This window comes from Subtercola sp. PAMC28395, assembly GCF_018889995.1.
Lineage (GTDB): Bacteria > Actinomycetota > Actinomycetes > Actinomycetales > Microbacteriaceae > Subtercola.
Map to the genome: position 1 here is coordinate 2,180,000 of NZ_CP076547.1, position 24,344 is coordinate 2,204,343.

General features: G+C 65.7%; 22 protein-coding genes and 1 pseudogene. 18 read left to right on the forward strand and 5 right to left on the reverse strand.

Annotation, left to right across the window (positions count from 1 at the left end; translation table 11 throughout):
• Positions 1–167: 167 nt before the first annotated feature.
• From KPL76_RS10070 to KPL76_RS10100, 7 genes and pseudogenes are all read left to right on the forward strand, one after another.
• A complete protein-coding gene (locus KPL76_RS10070; protein ID WP_216332960.1) occupies positions 168–482 on the forward strand; it encodes a hypothetical protein in 315 nt (104 codons plus the stop codon).
• A gap of 219 nt (positions 483–701) precedes the next feature.
• Positions 702–1,730: a DUF1524 domain-containing protein gene (locus tag KPL76_RS10075; protein WP_253201994.1), complete on the forward strand. Its 1,029-nt coding sequence runs from the start codon at positions 702–704 to the stop codon at positions 1,728–1,730.
• A gap of 187 nt (positions 1,731–1,917) precedes the next feature.
• Positions 1,918–3,408 (forward strand): ABC transporter permease, encoded by a 1,491-nt coding sequence (locus KPL76_RS10080; RefSeq protein WP_216332969.1) that lies wholly within the window; start codon positions 1,918–1,920, stop codon positions 3,406–3,408.
• Positions 3,409–3,518: 110 nt separating this feature from the next.
• Positions 3,519–4,184: pseudogene (locus tag KPL76_RS10085) on the forward strand (ABC transporter ATP-binding protein); the annotation flags it as partial.
• 234 nt (positions 4,185–4,418) lie between these two features.
• Complete coding sequence (locus KPL76_RS10090; protein ID WP_216332973.1) at positions 4,419–5,066, forward strand: NADPH-dependent F420 reductase; 648 nt, start codon at positions 4,419–4,421, stop codon at positions 5,064–5,066.
• 147 nt (positions 5,067–5,213) lie between these two features.
• Positions 5,214–6,902, forward strand: a complete 1,689-nt coding sequence (locus KPL76_RS10095; protein WP_216332981.1) for a long-chain-fatty-acid--CoA ligase — start codon at positions 5,214–5,216, stop codon at positions 6,900–6,902.
• A 136-nt stretch (positions 6,903–7,038) separates the two neighbouring features.
• Positions 7,039–7,830, forward strand: a complete 792-nt coding sequence (locus KPL76_RS10100) for an SGNH/GDSL hydrolase family protein (protein ID WP_216332983.1) — start codon at positions 7,039–7,041, stop codon at positions 7,828–7,830.
• 136 nt (positions 7,831–7,966) lie between these two features.
• Here KPL76_RS10100 and KPL76_RS10105 read toward each other — a convergent pair whose 3' ends face one another.
• The 5 genes from KPL76_RS10105 to KPL76_RS10125 all read right to left on the reverse strand — a co-directional run bounded on the left by KPL76_RS10105 (position 7,967) and on the right by KPL76_RS10125 (position 13,525).
• Positions 7,967–9,835: a DEAD/DEAH box helicase gene (locus KPL76_RS10105; RefSeq protein ID WP_216332984.1), complete on the reverse strand. Its 1,869-nt coding sequence runs from the start codon at positions 9,833–9,835 to the stop codon at positions 7,967–7,969.
• Between the two features lie 135 nt (positions 9,836–9,970).
• Entirely contained in the window at positions 9,971–11,125 is a 1,155-nt protein-coding gene (locus tag KPL76_RS10110) for a HoxN/HupN/NixA family nickel/cobalt transporter (RefSeq protein ID WP_253201995.1), read from the reverse strand.
• Entirely contained in the window at positions 11,116–12,015 is a 900-nt protein-coding gene (gene hypB / locus KPL76_RS10115; RefSeq protein WP_216332986.1) for a hydrogenase nickel incorporation protein HypB, read from the reverse strand. The genes KPL76_RS10110 and hypB overlap by 10 nt, the downstream gene beginning before the upstream one ends.
• A gap of 5 nt (positions 12,016–12,020) precedes the next feature.
• On the reverse strand, positions 12,021–12,359 hold the full coding sequence (locus tag KPL76_RS10120) for a hydrogenase maturation nickel metallochaperone HypA (protein ID WP_216332989.1): 339 nt from the start codon (positions 12,357–12,359) through the stop codon (positions 12,021–12,023).
• A gap of 107 nt (positions 12,360–12,466) precedes the next feature.
• Positions 12,467–13,525, reverse strand: a complete 1,059-nt coding sequence (locus KPL76_RS10125; protein WP_216332991.1) for an AraC family transcriptional regulator — start codon at positions 13,523–13,525, stop codon at positions 12,467–12,469.
• Between the two features lie 138 nt (positions 13,526–13,663).
• Here KPL76_RS10125 and KPL76_RS10130 point away from each other — a divergent pair, with 138 nt between their 5' ends.
• The 11 genes from KPL76_RS10130 (at position 13,664) to hypE (ending at position 24,316) form a co-directional block, all read left to right on the forward strand.
• Positions 13,664–14,254 (forward strand): DUF1641 domain-containing protein, encoded by a 591-nt coding sequence (locus KPL76_RS10130; protein WP_216332993.1) that lies wholly within the window; start codon positions 13,664–13,666, stop codon positions 14,252–14,254.
• Positions 14,254–15,225, forward strand: a complete 972-nt coding sequence (locus KPL76_RS10135) for a hydrogenase (protein WP_216332995.1) — start codon at positions 14,254–14,256, stop codon at positions 15,223–15,225. Before KPL76_RS10130 ends, KPL76_RS10135 begins: the two co-directional genes overlap by 1 nt.
• A gap of 123 nt (positions 15,226–15,348) precedes the next feature.
• Complete coding sequence (locus KPL76_RS10140; RefSeq protein ID WP_216332997.1) at positions 15,349–16,959, forward strand: nickel-dependent hydrogenase large subunit; 1,611 nt, start codon at positions 15,349–15,351, stop codon at positions 16,957–16,959.
• Between the two features lie 8 nt (positions 16,960–16,967).
• Entirely contained in the window at positions 16,968–17,591 is a 624-nt protein-coding gene (locus tag KPL76_RS10145; RefSeq protein WP_216332999.1) for a hydrogenase maturation protease, read from the forward strand.
• Complete coding sequence (locus KPL76_RS10150; RefSeq protein WP_216333001.1) at positions 17,584–18,051, forward strand: hypothetical protein; 468 nt, start codon at positions 17,584–17,586, stop codon at positions 18,049–18,051. Before KPL76_RS10145 ends, KPL76_RS10150 begins: the two co-directional genes overlap by 8 nt.
• A complete protein-coding gene (locus KPL76_RS10155; protein WP_216333003.1) occupies positions 18,048–19,277 on the forward strand; it encodes a hypothetical protein in 1,230 nt (409 codons plus the stop codon). The genes KPL76_RS10150 and KPL76_RS10155 overlap by 4 nt, the downstream gene beginning before the upstream one ends.
• A gap of 119 nt (positions 19,278–19,396) precedes the next feature.
• On the forward strand, positions 19,397–19,936 hold the full coding sequence (locus tag KPL76_RS10160; protein ID WP_216333005.1) for a hypothetical protein: 540 nt from the start codon (positions 19,397–19,399) through the stop codon (positions 19,934–19,936).
• 26 nt (positions 19,937–19,962) lie between these two features.
• Complete coding sequence (hypF, locus tag KPL76_RS10165) at positions 19,963–22,299, forward strand: carbamoyltransferase HypF (protein ID WP_216333007.1); 2,337 nt, start codon at positions 19,963–19,965, stop codon at positions 22,297–22,299.
• A gap of 11 nt (positions 22,300–22,310) precedes the next feature.
• A complete protein-coding gene (locus tag KPL76_RS10170) occupies positions 22,311–22,550 on the forward strand; it encodes a HypC/HybG/HupF family hydrogenase formation chaperone (protein ID WP_216333009.1) in 240 nt (79 codons plus the stop codon).
• A complete protein-coding gene (locus tag KPL76_RS10175) occupies positions 22,547–23,203 on the forward strand; it encodes a hypothetical protein (protein ID WP_216333017.1) in 657 nt (218 codons plus the stop codon). The genes KPL76_RS10170 and KPL76_RS10175 overlap by 4 nt, the downstream gene beginning before the upstream one ends.
• Positions 23,204–24,316 carry a hydrogenase expression/formation protein HypE gene (gene hypE, locus KPL76_RS10180; RefSeq protein ID WP_216333020.1) on the forward strand — a complete coding sequence of 371 codons (1,113 nt, stop codon included), beginning with the start codon at positions 23,204–23,206 and terminating at the stop codon, positions 24,314–24,316.
• Positions 24,317–24,344 lie beyond the last annotated feature (28 nt).

Below are 24,344 nucleotides of genomic sequence, written 5' to 3' on the forward strand. Positions count from 1 at the left end.
TAGGGCATCCGGCACGCACCCATCCAGATTGCCGGAGGCCGATCTGTAGAAGAACTTCACCGTGCCGTGGTTCCGGGTGCCGGGAGTGACCCGCTGGCCAGGCGGTGTACTCGTACGAGTCGCCAAACACGACGGCGTCATTCGAACATATGTTCTAATGTTTCTCTATGGGCACAAACAAGCGCTACTCCGAAGCCGTCGATCGCCGCATGAGTGAACGGATCGACCAGGCCGTGCCCAGACCCACGCCGGTGACCCTCACCGCGGCAGAACTCGACGTCGCCAATCACCCCATCAAGCAGGCGGTGTCAGTCATCCCTGTACTTGCCTGGGTGCGATTCCCCGAGACCGCGGTGCAGGCAGAAGCTGAGGCGTTCGAGTGGACAGATAAGGCCGTGCACGTCTCGTGGAAGGCCGCAGACGGTGGGCGGCATCAAGCGTGGGTATGGGCCTCGTCAGTCGAACGCCGCGCCCAAAAGTAACAACGTTCAGCACCGGCGGCGATCGTCGCCGCGCCGAAACGTCACTGTTCGACGTCGTCCTCCTCGGGAGGCTCGATGTAGTCGGCGGGTTCGGTAGCGACAGGCCCGCCTTGGGGTGACCGCAAGGTGTGTCAAGCTGTGAGTCATCACATCGGGGGAACAGTGACGAACAAGTTGGGGCGCTCGCCTAGGTATTCCATGGCGGTTGCAGGCGCAGTCGTGTCACTCGTTGTCGCTTTCGCGCTGACATCATGCGCGTCGACGGCCGAGATGGTCGCTTCACAATCGATTGCGACGCCGGTCGCGACACCGACTCCCAGCCCGCCTCCAAGTGCACTCGCGAATTCCGGGCAGCTCGACCCGGAGACGCCGGTCGCCTCAGGTGACAGCGCAAGCGTCGCCGCATCCGATTCCAGCGTCACGACGGGAATGGCGATCGATGTGCTCGCGAAGCTGGCGGTCAAGGGCCGTGCGCCTAAGACCGGCTACGACCGGGTCGGCGATTTCGGCACAGCCTGGCTCGATGTCGACAGAAATGGCTGTGACACCCGAAACGACATTCTCGGCCGCGACCTCACCGCGACGACGAAGTCCGGGCCGTGCAAGGTGATGACCGGCACGCTCACCGACCCCTACACGGCGAAGACCATCAGCTTCGTGCGCGGCAACACGACATCGCTCGCCGTGCAGATCGACCATGTCGTCGCCCTGTCTGACGCCTGGCAGAAGGGTGCGCAGCAGCTCACCCAGGCCCAGCGCGTCAGCCTGGCCAACGACCCGCTCAACCTGATCGCGACCGACGGGCCGACGAACGAACAGAAGAGCGATGGGGATGCTGCCACCTGGCTTCCGCCGAACAAATCGTTTCGCTGCGAGTACGCCGCTCGCCAGATCTCGGTGAAGGCGACGTATGGCTTGTGGGTCACGCAGGCCGAGCATGACGCTCTTGCGACGATCCTCAGTGCCTGCCCGAGCCAGCCGGCGGTGTCGTCGACATTCGCGCCCCCGGTGGTCGTGCAGCCCACGCCGGGGCCCGCTGCGCCAACGCCTGTTCCAGCACCGGCCCAGGCACCGGCTCCTGCACCTGCTCCCGCACCGGCACCGGCACCGGCTCCCGCTCCGGCCCCCGACGTCTACTACGCCAACTGTGCCGCCGCACGCGCTGCTGGCGTTGCACCGTTGCACACCGGTGACCCCGGCTACCGGTCGGGCCTCGACCGCGACCACGACGGAATCGCCTGCGAATAGCGTTCCCGTGCTCTCCAGAGAGGAAACCACTAACCGGGACCGCTCGGACAGCAAATCAACTTTATGGGCAACAAAGTTGATTGGGGCAGGGCACGAGAGCGGTTGCTTAGACGGTTGAAGGGCGGGTCATAGGGCCCGCATAGGACTCCTTTCTAGGGTCGTGTCAGAACCCACACGAAGGAGCCCCATGTTCGGCACGTACCTCCGGCGAGAACTCGTCAACAGGCGAAAACAGACCATCATCATCTCGATCGGCATGGCGTTGGCGATCGGCCTCGTCATTCTGGTCAACTCGATCTCGGCTGGGGTGCAGGGTGCCCAGGCCTCGGTGCTGCAGTCGGTCTACGGTGTCGGCACCGACATCACGATCAGCCAGGCCGCTGCAGCCCCGACGGCCGGCGCAAACCCCGGCGGGCAGTTCAACTTCGGTTCGGGGTCGGGCGCGACCTCCGGTGGAACGACCACTCTGAACCAGTCCACCCTGACGGCAGGCCGAACGCAAACGGTGTTCGCCGACACCGCGCTCGCCACCGTGCAGTCGACGAGCGGCGTCTCGGCGGCGACCGCGACCCTTGCACTGACGAACCTGACCTTCAACGGGCAGCTTCCCGACCAGAATGCGTCTGGTGCAAGCGGCACGACCGGTGGCCAGGGCGCCGCCCCAGTGGCCGGCGACACGCCTCCGACGGGCGGCCCCGATGGCGCAGGCGGAAGCGCGTTCGACGTGAACAGCTTCACTGTGCTTGGCCTTGACCCGAGCGGCAGCTCTGTTGGCCCACTCTCGGCGGTGAGTCTTGCGACAGGCCGTCTGCTGACCGCAGCCGACGTCGGAACAGACAATGCTGTGCTCGACAGTAGCTACGCCACCTCGGCCTCTCTCGCCACCGGCGGCACGATCGACATCGGCGGTACGACCTTCACCATCGTCGGCACGGTTTCATCGACCGGTTCTGACAGTGTGACGGCCTCGAACGTGTACATCCCGCTGGATGTCGCCCAGACGCTCTCGAGCAACGCCGGCATGATCAGCAACATCTACGTGACGGCCGCCTCATCGGGCAGCGTCGACTCTGTGGCCACTGCGCTTCAGGCCGCTCTGCCCGCCGCGACGGTGAGCACGCAGGCTGACCTTGCGTCGACCGTCTCCGGCTCGCTTTCGACCGCATCGTCTCTGCTGTCGAACCTCGGCACGTGGCTGTCGGTGCTGGTGCTCGCAGCTGCCTTTTTGATCGCTATCCTCTTCACGATCTCGGGCGTGACCCGCAGAACGCGTGAATTCGGCACTCTGAAGGCCGTCGGCTGGAGCAACCGCCGCATCGTCAGCCAGGTCGCCGGTGAGTCAGTAGTACAGGGACTCATCGGTGGCGCGATCGGCATCGTCGTGGGCCTGGTTGGCATTCTCATCGTCAACATCATCGCTCCGACGCTGAGCGGCTCAGCGGCGTCGACGACTGCAGCGTCTGGTGGCCCCGGTGGGGGTGGCCCAGGCGGCGGTGGGTTCGGAGCAGCTGCATCGGCGGTCGCATCCACGACGGTCACGCTGCAGGCACCGGTCACGATCGGCATCATCCTGATCGCTGTGGGGCTGGCCGTGCTCGGCGGGCTGCTGGCCGGCGCAATCGGCGGCTGGCGCGCGGCCCGGCTTCGGCCCGCAGAGGCTCTGCGTTCGGTGGGTTAGCACCACGGGCATCCGGAGCAGTGCACAATCGCGGCGCGGACGGCACATACAGCCCCGCGCGCCACACCCACCATCTGAACGATACGAACGACACGAAGGAGTTGCAGACCATGTACGAACTGAAGAACGTGACGAAGACCTACAACGCATCGAAACGAAAGATCACAGCCCTCGACGGAGTGACGCTGAGCATTCCCGATGGGCAGATGGTCGCCATCCAGGGGCCGACAGGCGGTGGCAAGTCGACGCTGCTGCAGATGCTCGGGGCGCTCGACCGGCCCACCTCGGGCGAGGTCATGCTGGGCTCGTCGCTGCTGTCAAAGCTGGGCGACAACAAGCTCGCGGCCATCCGGGCCAAGGAGGTCGGCTTCGTCTTTCAGGGCTTCAACCTGATTCCGACGCTGACGGCTCTCGAGAATGTGGAGACCGCTCTGGCGCCCCTGCCGGTTTCTGGGCCGGAGCGCAGGCGGCGCTCGCAGGAGGCCCTCGACTCTGTCGGTCTCTCGGAGCGGTACAGCCACCTGCCCGCCGAACTGTCGGGCGGCCAGCAGCAGCGTGTTGCGATTGCCCGAGCGTTGGTCAAGCGACCGGATGTTCTGCTCGCCGATGAACCGACCGGAGCACTCGACGAAGACACCCGTGACGAGATCATGGAGTTGCTCGAGAGCTTCTGGCGCGACCAGGGGCTCACACTGATCATCGTGACGCACGATTCGGCCGTGGCGCGCCGGGCCGAGCGGCGCCTGCACATCAAGGCAGGCAAAGTCACAGAACTGTCGGCTCAGGGCGCGAAGGCCGGTACTACTTCGGCCGCTGTGCGACCCGCGGCGTCACCCGCTGGTGCCGTCTCGTCGACGGGTGCTGAGTCGCTCACGGGCATCGAGGCCCTGACCCCGTAATTCACCTCCTATGTCGAGCCGTCGTCGGCCGGGCCACCGCGGTTCGGCCGACAACGCCTTCTTTGTGGGTCAGCGATGGAATGAAATCTGCTTCGCAGTGTTGAAGTACTTATGACTGAATACGGAATCATCGGAGCCGGCCACATCGGCACGGCTCTTGCACGCACACTCATCGAGCACGGTCACACCGTCACCATCGCGAATTCACGTGGGCCCGAAACCCTGGCTGACCTCGTCGCAGAGCTTGGCCCGAAGGCCGTCGCTGCGACCGCGGAAGAGGCCGCTGAGGCAGGCGACGTCGTGATCGTGACTGTGCCACTGAAGAACTACACCGCCGTTCCGGTCGCACCGCTGGTCGGCAAGATCGTGATCGACACGAACAACTACTACTGGGAGCGTGACGGGCGAATCGCGGCCCTCGACGAGGGGCGCACGACCGTCTCGAGCATGCTGCAGGAGCACCTGCCGGAGTCGAAGGTCGTCAAGGGCTTCAACCACATCATGGCTGCCGACATCCAGACCACCGGTTCGCCTGCTGGCACCGCTGACCGCCGTGCGCTCGCGACCTCGAGCGACTTCCCCGAAGCCACCGCCCTTGTGGTCGCGCTCTACGATGAGTTCGGTTTCGACACCGTCGACGTTGGCCCACTCTCAGAGAGCTGGCGTGTCGAGCGTGACCGGCCTGCCTATGTGATCCGCCAGAACAAGGCAGAGCTCGAGGCGAACCTCGCGAAGGCACCGCGCACGCTCGAGGCCTGATCGACGCAACCGGGGGATGGGCAAGCAATTCATTTCTGCCCACCCCTGGTGATGGTCGGCTGGCTGCCGATGATCGACCCGGCATGAGCCCAGGCTACGAGCGCTGGCGTGCAGCCAGCCGACCTGGCCGCACGGCAAGATAGAACCATGGCAACGACCGAATCACGCCCCTGGCTGAAGAACTACCAGCCGGGAGTCCCCGCCGACATCGAACTGCCGACCGAATCGCTCGTCGACATGCTCGAACGCTCTGTCTCCGAAGCAGGTGACAGCCCGGCCACCGAGTTCTTCGGCCGCCGCACGAGCTATCGCGAGCTGGGAGACCAGATCGACCGCGCAGCCGAGGGCCTTCGCCGCCTGGGCGTGCGCTCGGGTGACCGGGTCGCCCTGCTGCTGCCGAACTGCCCGCAGCACGTCGTCGCGTTCTACGCGATCCTGCGCCTGGGTGCCGTGGTCGTCGAGCACAACCCGCTCTACACCTCGCGGGAGCTCCGCCACCAGTTCGAGGACCACCAGGCCCGCGTCGTGATCGCGTGGGACAAGTCGGTCGCCGCCATCCAGAGCTTCCCTTCAGACGTCGAGATCGACCAGATCGTCTCGGTGAACCTGCTGCAAGCGTTCCCGACGCTCAAGCGCCTTGCCCTGCACCTGCCCGTGAAGAAGTTGCGCGAATCACGTGAAGCCCTCAGTGGCAAGGCGCCAGGAACGGTCAGCTGGAAAGAACTTCTCGCCCACGAACCGATCGACCCCGAGCATCCGAAGCCTGCCGTCGGCGACCTCGCCGCGATCCAGTACACCTCAGGCACCACCGGGCGACCCAAGGGCGTCATGCTCTCGCATTTCAACCTCTACTCGAACGCCCTGCAGGGCGAGGCATGGATGCTCGGGGCCGAGCCGCGCAAAGAGATCTTCTATGCCATCCTGCCGATGTTCCACGCGTTCGGAATGACGCTGTACCTCACCTACGGCGTGCACAAACAGGCGCTGATCGTGCTCTTCCCGAAGTTCGAGCCGGGTCTCATTCTCGATGCCATGAAGAAGTCGCCGGCCACGGTGTACTGCGCGGTGCCGCCGATCTACGAGAGAACTGCGCTTGCCGCGAAGGAACGCGGCATCTCGCTGAAGTCGTGCAAGTACTGCATCTCGGGCGCCATGAACCTGCCCGACAGCGTCGTCGAACTCTGGGAATCGGTGTCTGGCGGCTTGCTCGTGGAAGGCTACGGCATGACCGAGTCCTCTCCGGTGGCGCTCGGCAACCCGTTCTACCGCACCCGACGAACCGGCACCATCGGCGTGCCCTTCCCGTCGACGCTGATGAAGGTGGTCGATCTGGATGATCCGGCCATCGAAGTGCCGCAGGGCGAACCCGGTGAGCTGCTCATCTCCGGCCCGCAGGTGTTCCAGGGGTACTGGAACAGCCCCGAAGAGACGGCGAAGGCGCTCCTGCCGGGAGGGTGGCTGCGAACTGGCGACATCGTCACGGTCGACGCCGACGGTTTCACGACGATCGTCGACCGTGCCAAAGAGCTGATCATCACCGGCGGGTTCAATGTGTCGCCCACCGAGGTGGAACTCGCACTGCGGTCTCACCCCGACGTCGTCGATGCGGCCGTGTTCGGCAAGCCTCTCGAACGCGGGGGAGAACTGGTCGTCGCTGCCGTGCAGCTCGAACCGGGCGTGACGCTCGACGAGGAGGCACTGCGGGCCCACTGCCGCGACCTGCTCGCTGCCTACAAGATCCCGAAGCGCATCGTGCAGATCGATGACATGCCGCGATCGATGCTCGGTAAGATCCTCCGAAAGCAGGTTCGCGAGCGGGTGTTGCCCGGGCTCTGAAGGCCGTCGACCCAGCCTCGGCGCGCGCACCCACAGCTGGACGATGCCGATTGTCACAGAGGCCGATCTCTCTGATTGTGTTACCTTCCGGTGAATTCTGGCGCCCCCGCGCGATCCTGTGATTAGCCTTGATGATGTGAGATCACCCGGAGGAGAAACCAGTCGCGCCAAAGGACGTCGCGGCCGCCGGGTGCTCTGGGCAGGGCTTGCCGGCGGTGCTCTTCTGGCGTCTGGTCTTCTTCTTGTCGACGGAATCGTCGTGTCGGGGGACTCGCAGGTGACTACCCCGAGCACTCCACCAGCACTCCCAGTCGGTGCTGGCGCACAGCCGACCGACGTCGGTCATGGGCGTGAACCCGGCGCCGTTCCGTCGACAGTCGTCGCCATCGGGGACTCCATAATGGATGGGCACGGGGTAGGCGAGACCGATTCCTGGCCCGCTCTACTGGCGCAGTCCGGCCGATGGCAGCTGCAGAATCTCGCCAGTGACGGCACTGGATTTGTCACGGTGGGCGACGATGGCGAAACATTTGCCGATCAAGCGGTCGTCGCAGAGGGCCTGAACCCCTCGATTGTGATCGTGGCGGCAAGCAGCAATGACCTCGGGCAGGACGACTCGGCCGTGCAGAGTACAGCCGACAGCGTGTTCCAACGCCTGAGAACGGCACTGCCTTTGGCGAAGATCGTTGCTGTGAGTGCTGCCTGGGGGAGCACGCCCCTGCCAGAGCAACTCGTGCGCTTCAACCAGATCGTCTCAGACGCCTCGGCGTCGGTCGGCGGCGCCTACATCGACATCGGGCAGCTGTTTCTCGATCATCCGGAACTCATGCAGGCCGACGACACCCACCCGACTGTCGACGGGCAGAACCTGCTGGCTGAGACGATCGGCCGACAGTTGACCGTCGATCAGATTGCGGCCATTCCCTAGCGGCCTGCCGCCGCACCCGGTGCCCTGGCATGACAGGCACAGGCGCGACACTGCCGGGGCGCCCCACCAATCGGAACTGGCGGATCCCCGCGTTGCGCAGAGCGATTTCCCCGCGCAGCGACGCTCGCCCTGTCTCTCAGCGGCGCGGCTTGCGGTCGGGGCGATCGGTGCCGTAACCCTGGCGGGTGGGGCGAGCGTCGGGCTGGATCTCGATCAGCTTTCCACTGATGCGGGTGCCCTTGAGTCGCCCGAGAACGTCACCGGGCAGATCGGCTGGCAGCTCGACGAGCGAGAACTCGGGCAGGATTTGGATCGCCCCGAAGTCCTCGCGGCTCAAGCCCCCCTCGTTGGCGAGGGCGCCGACGATCTGGCGGGGTTCGACCTTGTGCCGCTTGCCGACCTCGATGCGGTACGAGGCCATGGCGCGGTTCGCGGGGCGTGCACGGCGTTCGGGCTTGTCGCCGTCGTCACCGCGAGAAGAGCCCCCGTACGAGCCTGCGCCGCCGGCCCTATCGCCGCGGCCGCCGCGTTCGTCGCGGTCGTACGACCCCCGGCGATCGCCCTGGCCGCCACGGTCGCGCTCGGCAGCGCGTGCCGCCCGGTCGCCGCGGTCGGCGCGTTCCGGGCGCTGGGCGCGCTCGTCGGCAGCAGAGAGCAGCAGGGGCGTGTCACCCTGGGCGACGACGGCAAGAGCCGCAGCCACATCGGCCTCAGGCACGTCGTGGTGCTCGATGTAGTGCCCGACGATGTCGCGGAAGGCCTCGATGCGACTGGTCTGGGTGAGCGCCTCGGTGATCGCATCGTCGAATCGCGCGAGCCGCGTGAGGTTCACATCTTCGAAGCTCGGCAGTTGCATCTGGGTGAGCGGCTGTCGCGTCGCCTTCTCGATCGCGTTCAAGAGGTGGCGCTCGCGGGGCGTGACGAAGCTGATCGCCGCGCCACTGCGGCCCGCGCGGCCCGTGCGCCCGATGCGGTGCACGTACGACTCGGTGTCGATCGGAATGTCGTAGTTCACCACGTGGCTGATGCGATCGACGTCGAGCCCGCGGGCAGCGACATCGGTGGCCACGAGAATGTCGAGCTTTCCGCTCTTCAGCTGGTTCACGGTTCGCTCACGCTGCGCCTGGGGCACGTCGCCGCTGATGGCCATCGCCGAGTATCCGCGTGCGCGCAGCTTCTCGGCGAGCGCCTCGGTCTCGTTCTTGGTGCGAACGAAGACGATCATGCCCTCGAAGTTCTCGACCTCGAGGATGCGCGTCAGGGCATCCACCTTCTGCGGGTAGGAGACGAGAAGATAACGCTGGGTCGTGTTCGCCGAGGTGGTGGTCTTGTTCTTGACCGTGATCTCTTCGGGGTCGTGCAGGTAGTTCTTCGAGATGCGCCGGATGCTCGCGGGCATCGTCGCCGAGAAGAGGGCGACCTGTTTCTCGTCCGGTGTATCGGCCAGAATCGTCTCGACGTCTTCGGCGAAGCCCATCTTCAGCATCTCGTCGGCTTCGTCGAGCACGAGGAACTTGAGTTCGGAGAGGTCGAGTGTGCCCTTGTCGAGGTGGTCCATGATGCGCCCCGGCGTGCCGACGACCACGTGCACGCCCCGGCGAAGAGCTGACAGCTGTGTTCCGTAGCCCTGGCCACCGTAGACCGGCAGCACGTGCACACCCATCATGTGTGCTGCGTATTTCTCGAATGCCTCACAGACCTGCAGTGCCAGCTCGCGTGTGGGTGCGAGAACGAGCGCCTGCGGGTTCTTCTGCGAGAGGTCGAGCCGCGAGAGGATGGGCAGCGCGAACGCTGCGGTCTTGCCGGTGCCGGTCTGGGCAAGGCCCACCACGTCGCGACCGGCGAGCAGCGGCGGGATCGTGGCGGCCTGGATAGCAGAGGGATTCTCGTACCCCACGTCGCGCAGCGCCTTCAGTACCGCGTCACTGAGCCCCAGCTCGTTGAAGGTCAGAGCGTCAGGGGCGGTCTCTGCCTCACTGGGCGCGACGATTTCGGGTGATGTCATAGTCCCACGGTATCTCCTCCAGACCGGCGCTGGTTCGGCCGCGCCCAGCGCTTTCGTGCGTTGTGTGGTCAGAAAACCCCCTAAGATCCGGGTTTTGGGTGCTTTTCTGCCCACACAACGGGGTGCCACCGGGTGTCACGGGGTGTCACCGGGTGTCACCGGGCGACTGCGCGGAACGCTGCGGTGCAGACACCAGCGTTCTTCGATGCGGCCGAAACGCCATGCCGCCAGCGCTATGACCCAGGAGAGCACGAAGATCGCCACGATCGCGTACCCGACACTGTTGAGGTCGAGCGAGCCGATCGCGGCGAGGGGCCCCGAGGTGATCCCGGCACGATCGACGACAATCGAGACCACCTCGATCGTGCCGATCACGAGCGCAACCGCCACTGAGAGGGCCGTGATGACGACGTTGTAGTAGACCTTGCGAACGGGCGTCGTGAACGCCCAGTTGTATGCGACCGTCATGAACACGCCGTCGAGGGAGTCGAGCAGGCTCATCCCGGCGGCGAAGAGAATCGGCAGCGTCAGAAGCGCGTACCAGGGCAGTGCGAAAGCCGCGGCACCCCCGGCGAGAACCAGCAGGCCGACCTCTGTGGCCGTGTCGAACCCCAGGCCGAAGAGCAGCCCGACGACGTACATGTGCCGGGGTCGCCGCACCACGGCCCCTACCCGACCGAAGACACGGTTCGCGAAGCCACCACGCTTCTTCAGCTGGTCGTCGAACTCGCTCTCGTCGAACTCACCGCGCCGCATGCCCCGGAACACCTTCACGATGCCGATGAGAACCACGAGATTCAGAATGCCGATGATCCACAGGAAGAGCCCTGAGACGCCGGCGCCGACGAGACCCAGGATCTGGTGGGTCGCTGATTGGTCTGACTCGACCTGGCCGGCGAGCATCCGGATGCCCGTGGCCAGCAGCACGCAGAGCGCGAGCACCACGCTCGAATGCCCGAGCGAGAACCAGAAGCCCACGGTGAGGGGCTTGCCGCCGTCGTGCATGAGCTTGCGGGTGGTGTTGTCGATGGCAGCGATGTGGTCGGCGTCGAAGGCATGGCGGAGCCCCAGGGTGTAGGCGGTGACTCCGAGGCCGACGCCGAAGAACCCGGCGCTGCTCACCTGCAGGTGCTGTGGTGCCACGATCATGACCAGCACGCCCCAGCCCACCACATGCAGCAACGCCACGAATGAGAACATGGCCACCAGGGTGACCCGTTCGCGCCGGGTGAGTGCTGACCTGGCCTTCGAAAAGCGGGATTTCGAGAAGCGCAGGTCTTCTACTGCCATTCCCGCCCAGTGCCGGCCGCTGCGGCTGCTGCGGGGAGAGCGACGCCGGCGATGAGCCAGTCGACCCACTCGGTGATGCCTTCGCCCGTCTTGGCACTCGTGTGGATCACGGTAGCGGTGGGGTTGATCAGCCGCAGGTTCGACTCGAACAGGGCGAGGTCGAAATCGAGATACGGCAACAGGTCGATCTTGTTCACGATCACCACGTCGACGCTGCGGAACATCACCGGGTACTTCAGCGGCTTGTCTTCGCCCTCGGTCACCGAGTAGACCATCGCCTTGCGGTGCGCGCCAACGTCGAACTCGGCAGGGCACACGAGATTGCCGACGTTCTCAACCAGCACGAGGTCGAGGTCGTCGAGATTCAGGCCGGTGATCGCCCTGGCGACCATCGGTGCATCGAGGTGGCACTCGCCCCCGAAGCCGTTGCCCGTGTTGAGCAGTGAGATCTGCGCGCCGTATCCGCGCAGACGGTCGGCATCGATCGAGGTCTCGATGTCGCCTTCGATCACGCCGCAGCGCACAACGCCCTGAAGCTGGTCGAGGGTGCGGCCGAGCACGCTCGTCTTACCGGAGCCGGGAGACGACATGAGGTTGACCGCGACGACTCCTGCGGCGTCGAACAGCGCGAGGTTACGGGCGGCCGCGGCGTCGTTCTCGTCGAAGATGCGCTCGAGCACCTGGATGCGTTCGGTGCCGGTCTCGTAGCCCGAGTGGTCTCCGAGGTGGTCGGTGTCGTGCGTGCTGCCGGTGTCATCGTCATGGGGATGCTCGTGGGGTTCGTGGTGCGAATGCGTGTGATCATCGTGAGAGTGTTCAGCCCCGCCCTCGTCTGCATCGTGCGAGTGCGAGTGCTCTGTGCCGTCGTCGTGGCGGTGGAATCGTCCCATGGTCTTCAGTCCTTCACATCGATCGATCTGACGAGGAACTCCTCGCCAGAGGTGACACTGACCGAACCGCCGCCGCAGCGGCCGCACAGCAGCATCGGCACGCCCTGCAGCGTCGTGTTCGCACCACAATCGGCACAGGCGATCACCGCGGGAATGGAGGTCACCCGCAACTGGCTGCCCTCGAGGGCCGACTCCTCGGTCACGACACCCCAGCAGTACACGAGTGTCTCGGGCACCACCTGGCGGAGCTGACCCACGTCGAGCAGGATCTGCGTCACCGCCCGCCCGGCAGCGGCGCGCTCGGCGATGCCGTAGATCGAGCGGCAGAGCGACAATTCGTGCATGAGGGTGAGGTCTTCCGTTCAGTGCGAGAGTGCGGGTGGAACAGGTGTCGGGGAGAGTGCGGGGTAGTGGGCGGCTTCACGTCGGGTTGGTGCGCAGTGGTGGCGGCTCAGTGCTCACGCAGGGTCTGCGACGGTGATTCGCCGAAGCGTTTTCGGTACAGCACCGAGAACTCACCGAGGTGGTTGAACCCCCAACGCTCGGCTGAGGCGGTAACCGTGACCCCGTCGCTCGGCAGTGCCTCGAGCAGGTCACCGTGCACCTTTTCAAGTCGGCGCTCGCGGATGAACGCGGTCGGTGTTGTTCCGAGGCTCTCTTTGAACGCCTTCTGCACGGTGCGTGCGCTGAGGTACACGGCGCCCGCGACCTCAGCGAGTGTCACGGGCTCGGCGAGGTGCTGTTCGATGTAGTCACTGGCCGCCGTCACTGTGGCGTCGTGCTCCACGCGGGGGGCGAGCAGTTCGCTGTAGTTCGAGGGCATCGACAGCAGCAGGGATGAGATCAGCAGCTCCTCGATGCTCGAGAGCCCGATTCCGAGGTTCACGAGAGAGTCGGGCATCATGACTTCGGCGCTGAGCAGCTGGATCGCCATGTTCCACCGCACTGCCCGGGGGGAGGTGAGTTCGAGCACCGGGTCGAAGACGATCGGCTTCGTGATGCTCCTGCCGAGCATCCGGCTCAGTTGGCGTTCGACGCTCTCGCGCTCGAGGCGCACGATGAGCTGGGGCGAGTCGAAGTCGAACATCTGTCGAACGTGGGTTCCGGGTGACGTGACGATCGCGCTGGTCGAGGTGGCGATGACGTTGGCGCCCCCGATGAGGCAGGCCGAACGCCCGAAGGTATGGATGTGCACGGTGAAGATGTCGTCTGTGGCGGGGATGTCGAGCGTGACCGCCGAGTGGAAGTCGAGGTGGGCGAGAGTGACGCCCCGCACTCGCACGGCGTTCAGCGCCGCCTGAAAACCGGAGGCCTCTGAGAAATCGACCGTCAGCCGGTTCCTGCCGAGAAATGCCCCCACCAGCACGCTTGCCTGCTCGACATCTGCGGTGCAGAACACCTCGCGCCCGGCGAGCGCCGGGGGCACGCCCCTCGAGCGGAGCCGGGGGCTGACGGGCAGATCTGTAGCGCGCGCGTCGATGAACCCCAGTCGCGACAGGCGCTGCGTCATTGATTTCCTGTTCCGAAAAACCGTGCGGAGGTGAAGCGTTCGCAATCACGATAGTTGCTGCGTTCTGCGGATAGTCGGGACTAAAGGCCCGCTCTACTGTCGGAGAAGAAGCCACGATTCTCACCAGGAGGAGCAGCTATGAGCGTGCATACGGCAACCGCGCCTGCGGAAGCGGGCATCAGTGCGCACGACGCACTTCTGGCCCGCCTCGACGACCCGGCGACGGCCGCGGAGCTCAGCGATCTGCTCGACAACATCTCCACCCTGAGTGGGCTGCTCACTGCCACGGGCTCGTTTCTGGCCCGCGGCGAAGAAGTGCTCGACAACGTGGCCAGCAGCTACCAGGAGATCGCCGGCAGCCTGTCTGCCGATGCCTCGCTGGCGGGTGCGCTGAAGACGGGCATGAAGCTCGCCGGCCAGGCCGCACCGCTTGCGGGCACCTTGGCCGATACGGCAGTACTCGAAAAGCTCGCAGACCCCGCACTGCTCGAACTGCTTGCGACACTCGTCGGTGCGATCAGCACGACCCAGGCCGCCGTCAGGGCCGACCCTGTCGCCCACGAATACGGGCTCACCAGGGCCGCGCGTGCCACCCGTGACCCCGATGTGAAGCGTGGCATCGGGTTCGTGCTCGGCATTCTGAAAGAGCTCGGCAAGTCACTCGATGCGCCGGCCACCGCTGTTCGAACCAGCCCAGCAGATGTTAAACCAAGAGTGAGGACCAAGTAATGACCAGTGTCTTGTGGCTCCAGGGCGGCGCGTGTTCCGGCAACACGATGTCGTTCCTGAATGCCGATGAACCGAACGTGGTCGACCTGATCGTGGACTTCGGGCTCGAAGTGCTCTGGCACCCCTCCCTCGGGGTCGAGATGGGCCAGAACGCCCAGAAGATCTTCACGGACTGCGTCAGCGGTGCCCAGCCGCTCGACATCTTCGTCTTCGAGGGCAGCATCATCGAGGGCCCGAACGGCACCGGCCGCTTCGACATGTTCGCCGATCGCCCGATGAAGGACTGGGCGCGCGAGTTCGCGGAGTCGGCCTCGATCGTGGTCGCCATCGGCGACTGCGCCTGCTTCGGCGGAATCCCGGCGATGGAGCCGAACCCCAGTTCCTCGACGGGCCTGCAGTTCCACAAGCGCAGCAAGGGCGGCTTTCTCGGCGCTGACTGGAAGTCGAAGAGCGGCCTTCCCGTCATCAACATTCCCGGATGCCCGGCCCACCCCGACTGGATCACCCAGATCATCGTGGCACTCGCCACAGGTCGCGCCGGCGATATCGCCCTCGACGAACTGCACCGCCCGCAGACCTTCTTCACGACGTTCGTGCACAACGGCTGCACGCGCAACACCTTCTTCGAGTTCAAGCAGTCGACCATGCTCTTCGGTGAGGGCACCCGCACCGGCTGCTTGTTCTACGAGTTCGGGTGCCGTGGCCCGATGACCCACGCCCCCTGCAACCGCATCCTGTGGAATCGCCAGTCGTCGAAGACGCGGGCGGGCATGCCGTGCCTCGGGTGCACGGAGCCTGAGTTCCCCCACGCCGATCTGGCACCGGGAACCGTGTTCAAGACGCAGAAGATCGCCGGTGCGATTCCCAAAGAGGTGCCCACCGGCCAGGACCACGTCACCTACATGGCCATGGCCGCCGCGGCGAAGATCGGCGCGCCGCAGTGGTCGAAGGAAGACATGTTCGTCGTCTGATGCCCCGCCCCGGGCATCCATTCGGCTTCTGAATTCCCCCGCACGCACCACCGCACTCTCTGCACAGCCAGCACAGTCTGCACAGCCAGCACAGATAGACCTCACGAAGAAGAAGGAACACTGATGACCTCAACAATCGACCTGAACGTCAGCCCGCTGGGCCGGGTCGAGGGTGACCTCGATGTGCGGGTCATCATTGAAGACGGCGTGGTGACCGACGCCTGGACAAAGGCCATGATGTTCCGCGGTTTCGAGACGATTCTGCGCGGCAAGGACATGCAGGCCGGCCTCATCATGACGCCGCGGATCTGTGGCATCTGCGGCGGCAGCCACCTCTACAAGGCCTGTTACGCCCTCGACACGGCGTTCAAGACCTATGTGCCGCACAACGCGACCCTCATCCGCAACATCGCCCAGGCTGTCGAAACGCTGCAGTCCATTCCGCGGTACTTCTACGCGCTGTTCGCCATCGACCTGACGCACGAGAAATACAAGAACTCTCCGCTCTATGACGAAGCGTGCCGCCGCTTCAGTGCCTACGTCGGCACGAGCTACCAGTCGGGTGTCGTGCTGAGCCAGAAGCCCGTCGAGGTGTACGCGATCTTCGGCGGCCAGTGGCCACACTCCTCGTTCATGGTTCCCGGCGGCATCATGGGCGCACCGACTCTCTCTGATGTCACCCGCTCGACGGCCATCCTGGCCAACTGGAAGGACAACTGGCTCGAGAATCAATGGCTCGGATGCTCGATCGACCGCTGGCTCGCCAACGAGACGTGGGATGACATTCTCGCCTGGGTCGACGAGAACGAAGCCCAGAAGAACTCCGACTGCGGGTTCTTCATTCGCTACTGCCTCGACATCGGACTCGACAAGTACGGCCAGGGCTGGGGAAACTACATCGCGGCCGGCACCTATTTCGACCCTGAGGCATACGAGAACCCCACCATCGACGGCCGCAACGCCGCGCTCATCAACCGTTCGGGTGTCTATGCGAACGGAAAGCACCACGAGTTCGACCAGGCCCGCATCTCTGAAGACGTCGCGCATTCGTTCTACACGGGCGGCGACGTCGTGCACCCCTTCGACGGCACGCAGAACGCGATCGACCCCCTCGAGGGCGCCAAGCACGACAAGTACTCGTTCGCCAAGGCGCCGCGGTACGACGTCGAAGGCGTCGGCCGGCTCCCGCTCGAGGCCGGTCCGCTGGCACGGCGGATCGTCTCCGGTAAGCCGACGACCGAAGCCCACCAGGACTACGACCCCCTGTTCACCAACGTGATGGGAACCCTCGGGCCGTCGGTGATGGTGCGCCAGCTCGCCCGCATGCACGAGGCACCGAAGTACTACAAGCTCGTGATGGACTGGCTCAGCCGCATCGACCTGCACGGCTCGTTCTATGTGAAGCCCGAAGAGCCCGTCAATGCTCGCGGCTACGGCGGAACCGAGGCCGCGCGCGGTGCTCTGCAGGACTGGATCGTGATCGAAGACTCGAAGATCGCGAACTACAACGTGATCACCCCGAGCGGCTGGAACATCGGCCCACGCGACAAAGACGCGATTCTCGGCCCGATCGAGAAGGCCCTGGTCGGCACCCCGGTGTACGACACGAGCGACCCTGTCGAGCTCGGCCACGTCACACGGAGCTTCGACGCGTGCATCGTGTGCACGGTGCACGCCTACGACGGCAAGACCGGGCGAGAGCTGTCGAGCTTCGTGATCAACAGCATGGTCTGAGACCCGCGATGACAGGTGTGCGTGCGGTGACAGGTGGCGTCGTGCTCGGCGATCCGCTGAGCGACGACCTGCCTGCTGCGGCGCAGCAACCGTGGGAGCTGCTCAACGATGGCTTCGATCATCCGCGCATCGAGTTGCTGGTCATCGGCTGCGGCAACGTGCTCCGTGGTGACGACGCCGCAGGCCCCGTGGTTGTTCGCCGGCTGTGGGAGCGCGGCGGCCTGGGCGAGCACGTGCGCCTCGCCGACGGAGGAACCAGTGGCATGGATGTGGCCTTCCAGATGCGTCACGCCGACCGGGTGCTGATTGTGGATGCTGCGCGAACCGGTGCCGCACCCGGAACGATCTACCGCGTACCCGGCATCGAACTGGCGGCGCTGCCGCCCGTGTCGGGGGTGGCGAGCCACGACTTCCGCTGGGACAACGCGATCGCCTTCGGACACTGGCTGCTCGGCCCCCTCATGCCCACCGAGATAGAGGTGTACCTCATCGAGGGCCGGGACTTCGAGTTCGGCGAAGCGCTGAGTGCCCCGGTCGACGCCGCCATCGACGCGGTCGCCGAGCTGATCGAACTGCAGGCCGAGGCGTTGCTCGGCGAACGGCACGTGGTCGGTGAAGTGGGCCATGCCTGACAACACGACCGTGACAGTGTCGGCGAGCCGCTCAGAGTCGGTGACGGTCGAGGTGACGGCAGACGGCTACCTTCGCCTCTCGCCCGAGTTCAGCCGCGACCACTTCTCGCACGACCGGTGCGTCGGATTGCGGCTCGACGAGACGTCATTCGTCGTGATGCCGGTCACGCCTGTGACGCCGAACGCCCTGATCATGAAACAGCGATCGCTGGCGGGGGAGCGGAGTGTGCTCATTCGAGAGGTGTGGGGAGACGATCATCCGGTAGGAACCCTCGAGGCCTCCTGGATGCCCGGCCGGCGTCGTTTGGTACTAAAGACCCTATCGACGCCTCCCGCCTCGGGCGAAGCTGGCTCGAGGGCCGCCGCTTCAGCACAGAACACGCCGGAGACGACGCCGCAGAACGAGCTCCAGAACCAGCTGCAGAACGAGCACAGCCTGACATCAGAGGAACACGAATGACGCGACTCTCCCACCCCCAGCCGCTGGGCGCGTTCCCACTGCCCGCAGGGCTTCTGCTCGTGCAGGGCGATGGCCCCGATCGCGGCACTGCGGATGACAGCATTGTTGATCGCCCTGCCGACGACATCGACGCCGTCAGGGAGGGTCTTCTCCTCGGGCGGCTGCCCGAACAGTGGCCAGACGCGCTCGAGGGCCACCGTCTCGCCCACGCCGGCGAGATAGAGCCGGCGATCGCCTGGTTCGCCTCGCGCGACGACGCGGCGAGCCTCTACAACCTGTTCGTTCTCGACCCCGAGCGGGTCTCGCGCACTGAGGTCGCTGCTGCCCTCGGCGAAGACCTGGTTCCGCTGGTCGACTATGTGGCCTATGCGCTCGGGTTGACGAGTGTGCCGCCGCTGGTGGCCGGGCCGCACAGCGAAGTGGCGGCGATCATCCTCACCGCGCTCGCCGCCGCAGCAATCGACGATGACGACGAAGACGAAGTGCTCTTCTTTCTCGACAAGGCCGCTGACGCGTCGAGGCACTCGCACCCCGCCTTTGCCGGGATCGTTCTCAGTGAGTACGCCGGGCGTTCGCACAGTCTCGAAGCGGCAGACGAGGCGGTCCAGCTGTTGAAAGGTACCGACCTCACCGTCGCCTACGCCGAGGCGCTCTACCAGCGCGCAGGGCTCATCCATGGCCTGGCCATCGAAGGCAGGCGACCGCTCTCTGAGGCCATCAACGGGTACACCGAGGCCCTGAAGTTCCTGAACGAGCGCGACAACGCGCCGCTCTACGCCCGGGTGCACATGAACCTGGGCATCGCGTATCTCGCGGCACCTCTGATGAGTGCGAACGACCACCTGCGGGCCGGTATCGCCGTGCAGTCACTGCGCACCGCCGTGCGGTTGCTCGACGAGAAGACCGACGCCGAAGAGTGGGCGAGCGCGACGCTCAACCTCGCGAACTCCCTCGTCTACGCGCCCTCGACCCACCAACGCGACAACCTCATGGAGGCCGTCGACCTCTACGAGACTGTGATCCGTCTTCGCTCGGCGAAGAAGGATCCTCTGGGCCGCGCCAGAGTGCTCGCCAACCAGGGCAACGCCTTGGCCCACCTCGGCCTGCTCGAGGATTCCCGCACCCGGCTGGGCGAGGCGCGGTACCTCTTCGCATCGAAGGGCGATGCGGCATCGGCGGCGATGGTCGGCGACATGGTGGCCGAACTCGCCGTCGCCGCGTCGTGAGCAGCACCTCGCTGTGTAGCAGGCAGATCAACCCGACCGAGGCTGACATCCGCGCTTGCTGACGCTCAGGCATCACCCCCGCGCAACCACGAATTTCGCATCAACGAAAGGAACCGAGAATGACACTCACGAGTCCGTCCATGCCCTCTGCAGCAGATTCCCTCGACTCGAGCAGCCCAGACTCGAGTAGCCCAGACGCGAGCCTCGCCGTTGCCGCCGCCACCGACGTGAGCGAGCTGGCTGTGCGTCTCGATGCCGCTGTGCAGGGCATCCGGAGCCTTGACCCCGGCGTGCAGGTGGTGGCAGAGCAGTTCGCCCTCGCGCTCGATGCCCTCTCGCGTGTTGCGCTCACGACCATCGTGAAGGCACTGCGGGCCGACCCGCGCGGTACCGAGCTGCTGTTCGAACTCCTGGACGACGAGGCCGTGCGCATGCTGCTCGGAATGTACGGCATCATTCGCCTGCCCGACCCGGAGCAGGCGCAGAGGGCGGCTGCTGGGCTCGGGGCCGACGGCGTGGCGCCGGCTCCTGCGAAGGCGGGCCGCGCCTTCATCAGCCTGGACTCGATGCTCCGCGGCCCGTCGGAGCAGACCGGGGGAGGGTGCGGCACCGCTGGTGACAGCTGCGGCCCTGAATCCTGCGTCTGCGGCGACCACTGACCTGCGCTCGCCGACTCCACGACCATATGCCTCGACGTTCATATGTCATCCGCGGGGTCGTGCAGGGCGTCGGATTCCGCCCTCACGTCGCCCGGGTTGCCAGCGCCTTTCGCGTGAGCGGGTTCTGCGGCAACGACGAGGAATCGGTGTTCATCGAGGTCCAAGGTGCTCATCGGGAGGTGGCGGCGTTCTTCGATGCCGTCTGCCAGACACTGCCGCCGCTGGCGAGTATCGTGTCGTGGGAGGCACTCGATGTAGCGGAGCTCGACGAACCTGGTGGCTTTCGAATTGTTGCCAGCCACCACGCGGCGGGTGCCCGCACTCTCGTGCCTCCCGACGTTGCGTGCTGCGCAGAGTGCCTGGCCGAACTCTCCGACCCTGCGGACAGGCGCTACCAGTACCCGTTCATCACGTGCACGAACTGTGGCCCCCGCCTCAGCATCGTGCGTGACCTGCCGTACGACCGTTCGACGACGACCCTCGCCGAGTTCGCGATGTGCGTGGCGTGCACGGCCGAATACGAGGACCCGACGAGCCGCCGGTTCCACGCCCAGACGATCAGCTGCTTCGAATGCGGGCCCGTGCTGTGGCTGCAGGCAGTGGATGACCGGCCAGACGACTTCGCACTCTGGGGTGATGCCATCGCTCAGGCCAGGGCGCTTCTCGCAGCAGGCCGGATCGTCGCGGTGAAGGGTATCGGCGGGTTCCACCTGCTCTGTGATGCCACGAATGACCTGGCTGTTGCACGCCTCCGCCAGCGGAAGAACCGTCCGGACAAACCCCTGGCGATCATGGTCGCGTCGCTGGAAGTCGCCAGTACTATCGCCTCGCTGTCGACGAACCAGCAGCAGCAGCTCGCGAGCCCGCAGCGGCCGATCGTGCTCTGCCCGCAGGCTCCGACGTACGCGCTCGCTGACGCCGTCGCCCCTGGTCTCGATGACATCGGAGTGATGCTGCCATACGCACCGCTGCACGAGCTCTTGCTCGGGGGTGTGACCGGCGCGCGACCCGGCGCACGGCCGCTCACCCTCGTGGCCACGAGCGGAAACTGCGGGGGAGAGCCCCTGAGCTACCGCAACGACGATGCACTGGCGAACCTGGCGGGAATCGCCGATGCCTTCCTGATGCACGACCGCGGCATCCATGTGCCCGTCGAGGACTCTGTGCTGCTTGCCGACGGATCGACGACACTGCCGATCAGGCGCAGCCGCGGCTACGCGCCGCTCCCGGTGAAGCTGGGTTCGGCTGATGCCCACGTTCTCGCGGTGGGTGGTGAGGTCAAGAACACGTTCGCCTTCACCCGCAACGGGCTCGCCTTTCTGAGTGCGCACATCGGCGACATGGGCTCGCTCGCGAGCCAGCGGGCCTTCGAGGCAAGCGTCGAGCAGCTCGTGGGCTTCCATGCCCAACCCCCGCAACTCGTCGTTGCGGACAAGCACCCGGGATACGCCACGACGGGATGGGCCCAGCGCTATTGCGAGCGCACCGGAGTCGACTTGTTGCAGGTGCAGCACCACCACGCCCACGCGCTGAGTCTGCTCGCCGAACACGACGCTGCCGGTGAAGACGTGGCGGTGGCCGTCTTCGACGGCACGGGTTATGGCGATGACGGCACGGTCTGGGGTGGGGAGATCCTCGTTCTCGGCGCCGACCCGCTCAGCTTCGAGCGAGCCTGGCACCTGCCGACCTTCTCCATTCCCGGGGGCGAGAGCGCTGTACGCAACCCCTGGAAGCTCGCGGTCGCCCTGCTCGCCGAGCACGGCATCGAAACGGATGACCTGCCACCCCTGCTCGCAGCGCCGCCCGCAGAGCTCCGCCTGGTGCAGAGCCAGCTGCGATCATCCACCGCCCTCGTTCGCACCAGCAGCGCCGGACGGATCTTCGACGCCATCTCGTCGCTTCTCGGGATCCGGCACCACGTGAGCTATGAAGCCCAGGCCGCCATGGAGCTCGAACGCGCCGCACGGGAATGCGACCACCCGCACCACGCAGCACTCGTGCATCACGCAGCAGCCCTGCACGCCGGATCCGCCGTCGACGAGCTCGGCGAACTGCTGTCAAGGCTCGTCTGGGGGCTGCGACGGGGTACGGCTGTGAGCTGTCTGGCCCGCCAGGCCCATTCGGGACTCGCTGCCATCACAGCACGGGACTTAAGTCACACCTGTGAGGTTCGCGGCATCCATACAGTGGGTCTCAGCGGTGGTGTGTTTCAGAACCGGCTCTTCACACGGTCGGTTCAGAATGCCTTGTCTGACTCGCAGACGACGATCTCGACAGTCTTGACTCACCAGCGTGTGCCTGCCAACGACGGCGGCCTGAGCCTCGGCCAGGCGCTCGCCGGGTACCTGCAACTGACGAGCTGAGGAGCCACCGTATGTGCCTGGCAATACCGGGGCAGATCATCCGGACCTGGAATGACGGCGGCGCGATCTTCGCCGAGGCCGACTTCAACGGGGAGACCCGCAAGGTGTGTCTCAACTTTCTGCCTGACCTCGACGTCGGCGACTACGTCATCGTGCACGCCGGCTACGCGCTCAGCCGCGTGGGAATAGAGCAGGTCGCCCAAGTGATGGAGAGCATGCGCGACGCGGGGCTTCTCGAGGTGCAGTCGTGAGTGAGCTGCGGGCTGCGGCGATCACGCTTGCTCGCGCCCTGGAACCCGGCGGCATCGTGTTCTGCGTGCCCGCTGGGGCGGTGGAGGGATCCTCCCCACTCGACTTAGCCCCGTTCGACTTCTCCCCACTCAACATCGACAGCGCTGAAATCCAGTTGCGCGCTTTGTCGCGGCCGGGCGATGCCGTGCTTGTCGTCGGCGACTTCGCCGGGCGCGACCGTCTGCTGCGCCGCTGCCCAGCGTGGGGCGTCGCGTCGGTCTGGGTGGGCACGGATGATCGGCCAGAGCCTGGGCTGGCAACCGTCTGCCTGCTCGTACCCGACCAGAAGTGCACGCTCGATGCTCTCGTGGGGCAGATGCGGGCGCTCGCGGGAGACACCGAACAACTTGCGCCGGAAGTAGTCGACTGCACAGACGAGGTCTGCATCACCTGCAGCGATGAGGGGCGCCTGGGTGAAGTGGTGTTTGTGCAAGGGGGGTATCTTCCGGCGCGGGTACGCACGGCGACGGGGGTCGAAGAGGTCGATCTGACGCTCGTCGGCGACCTGATGGTCAATGAACTCATCCTGATTCACGCCGGCAGTGCCATCGCCGTCGTCCCCGAAGCCGAGCCTGAACCCAGTTTCGAACCCCTGACCGTACGAGGAGCCTGAATGACCGTCTCCCATCCCGTCACGCGGGGAAACAACCGGCTCAACGACTCCGAGCAACAGGTGCTCGAGCGCATCGAGGCGTTTCGTCGCCGCAGGCCCCGGCTGATCGACGAGACCATCACCCTCGCCCACGGAGCCGGAGGAAAATCATCGGCCGCGCTGGTCGACGCCGTGTTCGTCGAGGCGTTCGGCAACCCGGCTCTCGACGAGATGGGCGACGGGGCCGTATTGACCGTACCGGCCGGCCGCGTGGCATTCTCCACCGATTCCTACGTCGTGAATCCGATCTTCTTTCCCGGCGGCAGCATTGGAGACCTCGCTGTGAACGGCACGGTGAACGACCTTGCGGTCAGCGGTGCCGAACCGAAATGGCTGAGTGCAGCCTTCGTCATCGAAGAGGGGCTGCCCATCGCCACTCTGCGGCAGATCGTCGCCGACATGCAGTCGGCGGCCGAGGCTGCGGGAGTGCTGATCGTCACCGGCGACACGAAGGTCGTTCCGAAGGGCGCCGCCGATCGTGTCTTCATCACCACCGCCGGAATCGGCGTGATCCCCGAGGCACGCAGGCTCGGCGCCACTTTGGTGGAGCCGGGCGACCGGGTGATCGTCTCTGGGTCGATCGGGGACCACGGCATGGCCGTCATGATGGCGCGCGGCGACCTGGCGATCGAGGCCGACATCCACAGTGACACGCGCTCGGTGGCCGGCCTCGTCGCCGCACTGCTCGAAGCCGCCCCCGAGACCAGATGGATGCGCGATGCCACTCGCGGAGGGCTGGGTACCGTCGCCAACGAGCTCGCCCAGGCCTCGGGGCTCGGCGTCGTGCTCGACGAGGATTCCCTGCCCGTGAAACCGATGGTGCGCGGAGCCTGCGACATGCTGGGCATCGACCCGCTCTACGTTGCCAACGAAGGATGCTTCGTGGCTATCGTTCCGGCAGAGGGTGCTGCCGCGGCTGTCGAGGCACTGCGGTTGCTGCCCGGCGGGGCAGACGCAGCGGTGATCGGGGAGATCGTGGCCGACCCCGCCGAAATCGTGGTGGTGCGAACCAGCTTCGGAGGTACCCGCATCGTCGACATGCTCGTCGGAGACCCGCTCCCTCGAATCTGCTGAATCCGTACCTTCACAACTACGAAAGGCG

What these genes read in the sequence shown, in the direction of transcription:
- KPL76_RS10070 (WP_216332960.1), top strand. Translation starts at nt 168, where the DNA reads ATGGGCACAAACAAGCGCTACTCCGAAGCCGTCGATCGCCGCATGAGT.
- KPL76_RS10080 (WP_216332969.1), top strand. Translation starts at nt 1,918, where the DNA reads ATGTTCGGCACGTACCTCCGGCGAGAACTCGTCAACAGGCGAAAACAG.
- KPL76_RS10090 (WP_216332973.1), top strand. Translation starts at nt 4,419, where the DNA reads ATGACTGAATACGGAATCATCGGAGCCGGCCACATCGGCACGGCTCTT.
- KPL76_RS10095 (WP_216332981.1), top strand. Translation starts at nt 5,214, where the DNA reads ATGGCAACGACCGAATCACGCCCCTGGCTGAAGAACTACCAGCCGGGA.
- KPL76_RS10105 (WP_216332984.1), bottom strand. Translation starts at nt 9,835, where the DNA reads ATGACATCACCCGAAATCGTCGCGCCCAGTGAGGCAGAGACCGCCCCT.
- KPL76_RS10110 (WP_253201995.1), bottom strand. Translation starts at nt 11,125, where the DNA reads ATGGCAGTAGAAGACCTGCGCTTCTCGAAATCCCGCTTTTCGAAGGCC.
- hypB (WP_216332986.1), bottom strand. Translation starts at nt 12,015, where the DNA reads ATGGGACGATTCCACCGCCACGACGACGGCACAGAGCACTCGCACTCG.
- KPL76_RS10120 (WP_216332989.1), bottom strand. Translation starts at nt 12,359, where the DNA reads ATGCACGAATTGTCGCTCTGCCGCTCGATCTACGGCATCGCCGAGCGC.
- KPL76_RS10125 (WP_216332991.1), bottom strand. Translation starts at nt 13,525, where the DNA reads ATGACGCAGCGCCTGTCGCGACTGGGGTTCATCGACGCGCGCGCTACA.
- KPL76_RS10130 (WP_216332993.1), top strand. Translation starts at nt 13,664, where the DNA reads ATGAGCGTGCATACGGCAACCGCGCCTGCGGAAGCGGGCATCAGTGCG.
- KPL76_RS10135 (WP_216332995.1), top strand. Translation starts at nt 14,254, where the DNA reads ATGACCAGTGTCTTGTGGCTCCAGGGCGGCGCGTGTTCCGGCAACACG.
- KPL76_RS10140 (WP_216332997.1), top strand. Translation starts at nt 15,349, where the DNA reads ATGACCTCAACAATCGACCTGAACGTCAGCCCGCTGGGCCGGGTCGAG.
- KPL76_RS10145 (WP_216332999.1), top strand. Translation starts at nt 16,968, where the DNA reads ATGACAGGTGTGCGTGCGGTGACAGGTGGCGTCGTGCTCGGCGATCCG.
- KPL76_RS10150 (WP_216333001.1), top strand. Translation starts at nt 17,584, where the DNA reads ATGCCTGACAACACGACCGTGACAGTGTCGGCGAGCCGCTCAGAGTCG.
- KPL76_RS10155 (WP_216333003.1), top strand. Translation starts at nt 18,048, where the DNA reads ATGACGCGACTCTCCCACCCCCAGCCGCTGGGCGCGTTCCCACTGCCC.
- KPL76_RS10160 (WP_216333005.1), top strand. Translation starts at nt 19,397, where the DNA reads ATGACACTCACGAGTCCGTCCATGCCCTCTGCAGCAGATTCCCTCGAC.
- hypF (WP_216333007.1), top strand. Translation starts at nt 19,963, where the DNA reads ATGCCTCGACGTTCATATGTCATCCGCGGGGTCGTGCAGGGCGTCGGA.
- KPL76_RS10170 (WP_216333009.1), top strand. Translation starts at nt 22,311, where the DNA reads ATGTGCCTGGCAATACCGGGGCAGATCATCCGGACCTGGAATGACGGC.
- hypE (WP_216333020.1), top strand. Translation starts at nt 23,204, where the DNA reads ATGACCGTCTCCCATCCCGTCACGCGGGGAAACAACCGGCTCAACGAC.